At 33.0% G+C, this 5,857-nt stretch carries 8 protein-coding genes and 1 pseudogene; 7 read left to right on the plus strand and 2 right to left on the minus strand.

What is annotated here, in order from left to right:
* Positions 1–95 (plus strand): DUF4166 domain-containing protein (locus AC1DTM_RS16775; RefSeq protein ID WP_477000522.1); only part of this gene is annotated, 95 nt, incomplete at its 5' end.
* 5 nt (positions 96–100) lie between these two features.
* A complete protein-coding gene (locus tag AC1DTM_RS16780; RefSeq protein ID WP_016104482.1) occupies positions 101–1,726 on the plus strand; it encodes a YndJ family protein in 1,626 nt (541 codons plus the stop codon).
* 28 nt (positions 1,727–1,754) lie between these two features.
* On the opposite strand, the gene AC1DTM_RS16785 is transcribed toward AC1DTM_RS16780, so the two are convergent.
* Complete coding sequence (locus AC1DTM_RS16785) at positions 1,755–2,240, minus strand: 8-oxo-dGTP diphosphatase (RefSeq protein ID WP_002148930.1); 486 nt, start codon at positions 2,238–2,240, stop codon at positions 1,755–1,757.
* A 225-nt stretch (positions 2,241–2,465) separates the two neighbouring features.
* On the opposite strand from AC1DTM_RS16785, the pseudogene AC1DTM_RS16790 reads away from it, so the two are divergent.
* Positions 2,466–2,903: pseudogene (locus tag AC1DTM_RS16790) on the plus strand (MFS transporter); the annotation flags it as partial.
* A 29-nt stretch (positions 2,904–2,932) separates the two neighbouring features.
* A complete protein-coding gene (locus AC1DTM_RS16795; RefSeq protein WP_002158391.1) occupies positions 2,933–3,211 on the plus strand; it encodes a hypothetical protein in 279 nt (92 codons plus the stop codon).
* A 19-nt stretch (positions 3,212–3,230) separates the two neighbouring features.
* Here AC1DTM_RS16795 and AC1DTM_RS16800 read toward each other — a convergent pair whose 3' ends face one another.
* The gene (locus AC1DTM_RS16800) at positions 3,231–3,695 is read right to left on the minus strand and encodes a hypothetical protein (RefSeq protein ID WP_016104484.1); all 465 of its coding nucleotides are present in this window, start codon (positions 3,693–3,695) and stop codon (positions 3,231–3,233) included.
* Between the two features lie 232 nt (positions 3,696–3,927).
* Here AC1DTM_RS16800 and AC1DTM_RS16805 point away from each other — a divergent pair, with 232 nt between their 5' ends.
* The 3 genes from AC1DTM_RS16805 to AC1DTM_RS16815 all read left to right on the plus strand — a co-directional run.
* The gene (locus AC1DTM_RS16805; RefSeq protein WP_016104485.1) at positions 3,928–4,236 is read left to right on the plus strand and encodes a hypothetical protein; all 309 of its coding nucleotides are present in this window, start codon (positions 3,928–3,930) and stop codon (positions 4,234–4,236) included.
* 144 nt (positions 4,237–4,380) lie between these two features.
* Positions 4,381–4,953, plus strand: coding sequence for an RNA polymerase sigma factor (locus tag AC1DTM_RS16810; protein WP_477000520.1), 573 nt, complete (start codon positions 4,381–4,383; stop codon positions 4,951–4,953).
* On the plus strand, positions 4,941–5,857 hold a 917-nt coding region (locus AC1DTM_RS16815; protein ID WP_477000521.1), incomplete at its 3' end, for a hypothetical protein. The genes AC1DTM_RS16810 and AC1DTM_RS16815, both read left to right, overlap by 13 nt.

Below are 5,857 nucleotides of genomic sequence, written 5' to 3' on the forward strand. Positions count from 1 at the left end.
AAACACTACAATGTTTTCGAATTCATGTACAAGTACGAAATACGTTAATTGGTTCGTTATTTTCATATAAGGGAACATTTGTGGAAAGGGAATAAACGATATGAAAAATATACTATTTGGGCTTGTTTGTTATATTATATTTCTAATATACGAGTGGTCGAATGTAAATCCTGTTGAAGCAATTATATTGTTATCTATCTTATTATTTATACCGATGTCATTTTGTATTATTGACAAAGAAACAAGAAATGGAACGTATTTATTATTTTATAAATTTGTATCGTTTTTATATCCAATTGCAGCAATCAGTGCAATGCTAGCTTTCGTAACAAATCACTATTTCTTTGCGCTACTTTGGTTTGCATATACAGGAATCGTTGCATTATTTGGTATAAGTAGATTGCTAGAAAGAGGATGGAAGCCGTTAGAGGAAGCAGCTATAGATAGTGCTTTTATTTATTTGTTTTTAGGTGGTTTTTGGTTTTTTGCTTCTGTAGCAAAATTCCCCATTATGCATTTTAGTTCTGACATAGTTTTACTCACAGCTGCACACTTTCATTACTCGGCATTTCTATTGCCGTTATCAGCTGGTTTACTTGGAAGGAAAAGAGAACGGGGAAGTAAGTTATATGACGCTATTATGTTTATCATCGTCATTTCTCCAATGACAGTTGCGATAGGAATTACGTATTCGAGGGTGTTTGAATTTTTTGCAGTGTTCATATATTTATGTGCCATATACGGATATGGAGTTTACGTGTGGAGAACGAAATTTAATGCTATAAGTGCAAAGATTCTCCTTACTCTTTCATCCAGTACACTTATGGTAACGATAATGTTTTCACTCATATATTCATACGGGAATTTCAAACAAGTAATGACGATTACAATTGCACAAATGGTTTGGATCCACGGTGTGGTAAATGGAATTGGAGTAGCGTTACCAGCTTTTCTCGGTTGGATGATTGAAAAGAGTACTCCGAATTATAAATATTACGGGAAACCAATGAGCAGGTTAAGAGGAAATGCGACAGTTGGTGAAGCATTTTTACATAACAGAAATTTAATAGATAACAAGGAATACAAAGGTTTAGTTGATAAAATGAATGATTTTCATAGTGAGGCATTTGACGCGACGAAGATTCCTTTAAGTATTATTCGTTTTTATGAAAATACAAAAGAGTATGAGTTACAATCGCATATTAAATGGACTCGTTGGTTTCGCCCGCTTGCATTTTGTTATGAGAAAATGAGTAAGCGTGTAGGACAAATACATTTAGGAATGGGCGGCAAGTGGGAAACTATGCATGGCTCTATCATTGGGGTAATAGATGAGAAGGATGGAAGAGAGAATGTAAGGGCTTGGCTAAGAAAAAATGAAGCAGGAGAATCTATTTTTGTAGCTCTTTACTCAAAACATACCCATGAGGATGAGAAATACATGAATATCGGATTACCTTTACCATATTCGAATATGACGGGGATTTTGAAATTATGTAATAAGAATAAAGATTTAATCATTACTAGTAAGTTGAGAAGAAATGGTAAGGGAGATGAGGGGATTTATTTACATACTCGTTTCTTTACAATACGTTTACCATTAGCAGAGACTTTTATTATTAAAGAGAGCACGGATCAAATATTAGAAGCTAATCATAGAATGTGGATATTTGGAGTTAAGTTTTTAGAAATTGATTATGAGATTAAGAAAATAGAGGAGAAGTAAGAAAAGCTTGGAGAGATTCCAAGCTTTTTTACGTATGCGTAATTGTCATCGCAACTTGTTTATCCAAGTCTCGGTCCCAAACACGTTGAATTTCAAACGTACCTTTTTCAAAAAATAATGGGAATCTCTCTTTAAACCAATCTTGCATAGGAAGATTTAGTGCTTCATCAATTGGTACCCATAATAATTCGCCTTCAGGAGGATTCAAAAGGAGTTCACCTTCAAATGAATCTGTCCAATAGTTAAATACCATATATCGAACATTTTCCTTAGGATTTACATATTCGTCTAATCCCTTGAAAATTAAATTAGAAACGTGGAGTCCGGTCTCCTCTTTCGATTCTCGTATAGCAGCTTGTAATATGCTTTCTGGGAAATCTACTTTTCCACCAGGAGCTATGTAGCCAGGAAAACCTCGATGGTCGGGGCGTTTTATAAGTAAAGCGTCATTATTTCGCTGGATCATACACATTGTATAGATGCGGTGCTCGATGTTATGAGAATTTTGAGGCATAATAATGTATTCTCCTTTATCTTTTCTTGATAATTTTACCATAACGTAATAGTTTCTTATATAATTAAAAATAGAATATTATTAATTTTCAGTTATTAATTATAAAGTCTATAATCATTTGAAAAGAGGAGAGAGATATGCAAGGAGAAATACCAACAGAGAAAAATTTAAGTTATGTCGGTAAATTGTTATTGCCAGTTAAAGCGTCACCACATTTTAAATTTTTATGGATTGGGTATGGCTGCTTCTGGTGCGGGAGCTGTAATTGCAGCGCTAATTTTTGGTGGGAGGCAGCAGTGGCATAAGAGAGGATTACTTGCGTATGGCGGTGTGTTAATAAGTGGAATGGCACTATTAATTATGCCTTTCGTTTCTTGGGCACCTGCCTTAATTGGATTAATGGTAATTGAAGGATTCGGTATTATGATATTTGGGCTCATTTGGGAAACAAGTTTACAAGAGCTTGTACCAGAAGAAGCATTTGGAAGAGTGGCAAGCCTTGATATGTTAGGTTCATTTGCTTTATTGCCATTAGGATATGTGGTTGTAGGCTGGTTAGCTACTGTAATAGGTGGAAAGATAACAATTATAACGCTAGCCATTTTAGTACTCATAACAATTGGAATGGCATTGTCTGTACCAAGTATTCGGCGGTTCGATTGATCATGTAGGCTAAAAGGGGGATATGGTATATGACTATAGAAAACCTAAACGATTTAGTAGTAGCAGAGTTGGGATGTAAATACGTTTTGGAAGAAAAGGTATTTGAAGCAAAGAATTTTACGGTGTATATTGCGACTTCTATAGAAAATAAAATGACATATAATCGATTCATCTTAATTAAGCATTTATCTAATGAAGTGCCTTCCGTACATGTTTGGGACAAAAAAATTTGTGTAGACGATACAAAAATAGATATTGCAACAGAAGTGACAGAAGCAATTCAATCTGGTTTTGTAAATAAAGAGTAAGCCCTAATCAAATTAGGACTTACTCTTTATTAAACACAAATGTTTGTTTCATTTTTTTACTCTCATGTACTGGATGGCCGTTGTAAGAGAAATTCTTTTCTTCCCAAGTAATGACGATTTTAAAATTATGGCTATTAAAGTCTAATGGGAATACCATGTAGTCAAAGCTTGTATGACTTTTTGAAACGTTGTTATTTGATGTAGTAGGATTAAAGGTAGTTTTAGATGTAGGTGTGTTATCAAGTATTTCTACGGATACATTTGATACATCATTACCAATATTTTTTAAGAGTAAACTATACGTATCATATACACCTTGTTTTGGCTGCACCGCTAGCTTGTTTGAGTTATGAGATTTGTCAATTTCGATATACCACTGTTTAGACTTTGACGCAATTGGTAGTGATTGAAATGTGTATGCGCTAGCTTGTATTGGTAGTGCTAAGCAGATAAGGGAAAAAAGAGATATTATTTTTCGTTTCATTTTGAAAAACCCCCATTCTTTAACAAATTTATTTGTTATTATTCGCTCTGTTCGAGAAAATATACCATATAATGTAAGGGGATAGGGGGATGAGTCTCGGCTTAGGAATCATTATAGTATTCGCTACGGTTATACTTGGCACGTCTGCTTAATAGCTGGTATATACGCGATCCATATGCTGGCTGATACACATCAAATCCAGTCAGAGTGAATTGTAAGGGAGAACATTATATTGAAAGTACTAGTAAGCACGGGGAGTAGTATTTTTCTACAATTATTATTTTTGTATATATTTATTTCGGGTGTTTTATTGGAAGTTAATCCTTGGTATGCAGTAGTTGTGTATATAAGTGTAGCAATATTAAGTCTTTTCTTTGGGATATATTCGATTGTTCGTTCTGTAAGAAAAGGTTCGAATGCTATTTTTCTAACAATATCGGTTGGAGTTGTAACGTCGTTATTTGCAATATTAATTATCGGCTTTACAGTGTTTGCTTATTTTTTACCGGAAGCAGGTATTCCGCTGGTAATTAGTTTGTAGTATTGGTGGATCGATAAAGCTAATCTTTCTTAATTTATTTGAAAGATTAGCTTTTTTGTTAAAAAAATAATATTTCAAAAGGAAAATGAACTTTTTTAAAAGTAGAAGGTAATAAATATATGATAAGTAGAGAGAGGTGAAAATGTGGACGAAAAATTGCTAATTCATGAAATCAAGGAGGGAAATAAAGAGGCATTTAATACATTAGTACAACCATATATACAAAAAGTGTATAGAGCATCATACCTTATATTACATGATAGAAGTTTGGCTGAGGACGCTGTACAAGAATCGCTTATACAAGCTTATAAATCAATGCATCGTTTTGATGAAAAAATCGCATCATTTAAAACATGGTTTCACCAAATATTGATTCATATGACTTTAAAACAAAAAAGAAAAAAGAGATTAGCTTTTTTACAAATAGAAACGTGGTTTCAAATGAAGGAGGTGAAAACACCAGAAAGCGATTTTCTTATAAAAGAAGAAACGAGAATGGTTATGCAAGCTGTAAAATATTTACCGATAAAACAACAAGTTGTTATAGTTCTCTTTTATTATCAGGATTTATCCATTTTAGAAATTGCACAAGTTTTACATATAAAAGAAGGAACAGTGAAATCGAGATTATACAAAGCGAGAGAGAATTTAAGAGGTTATTTATCTTACTGTATTATGGAGGATCATGAAAAGGAGATGAATGCATGGATCGAATAATAAAGGAAGCTTTTCATGATCAAGCCAGTAAGGTCAACTTTCCAGAAAATCTAAATATAGAGGAACTTATACGTGAAAAGAAGAAGAGAAGATTCAAATTACAGTGGACATTAGTTCCGMTTCTAGTTATTATTTGTTTTTTTTGCAGTTGGAAGATAACAGATACTATCGCTGGGCTATTTGAAACAGAGCAGGTAGAGCATTTATATCATAAATACTTAATTTACGATAACTATTATTATGTACTTACTGAAGATGTAGTGGAGAAAAAAGATGTAGGAAATGAGTTAGGGGAAGTGAAACGCTCTGGAGAATGGGCTTATTTAGAAGAGGGGGATTCAGATATATTTATACCAGGAATAAAATATTATGAAATAAAAGGAGAAAAAAATAAGATTGTTGCTCAAATAAAAAAAGATAATAGAGGACCTCTAGAATATCAGGTTTTAAAGAAAGAAAAACCGATTGAAGAAGTGGATGAGAAAAACATATATGGAGCAAAAAATGATCTAAAGGGAGTTCCAAAATCAATTGAGAATGTTCGTCAAGTGGTACCTTTTTTATATGAGATCACGGACGAAGAATTGAAAATTGACTTTGTAAAATTAGATAATGATAAAAAACATTACTATGTGAAATTAATGTATGGGCCGTATACAAATAACCCTAAACATCCGAAAATTATTTTCGTGAGGCAATATGAAAAGAATTATGTTAATCAATATGCTTCGGATATGTCGTTAGATGGAGATTTTTGGTTTGATAAAAAAGATAGAGTAAATCAATTCAATATAAACAATATGGAGTGGATAGAATACCGATCTAAGAGAGAGAAAGAATACGTATCAGTATTTCATGCAGAACAAAATAACGTTATATATGAAGTATCTGCACAGCTATATAT

It is taken from the genome of Bacillus sp. P4_D3 (genome assembly GCF_056401855.1).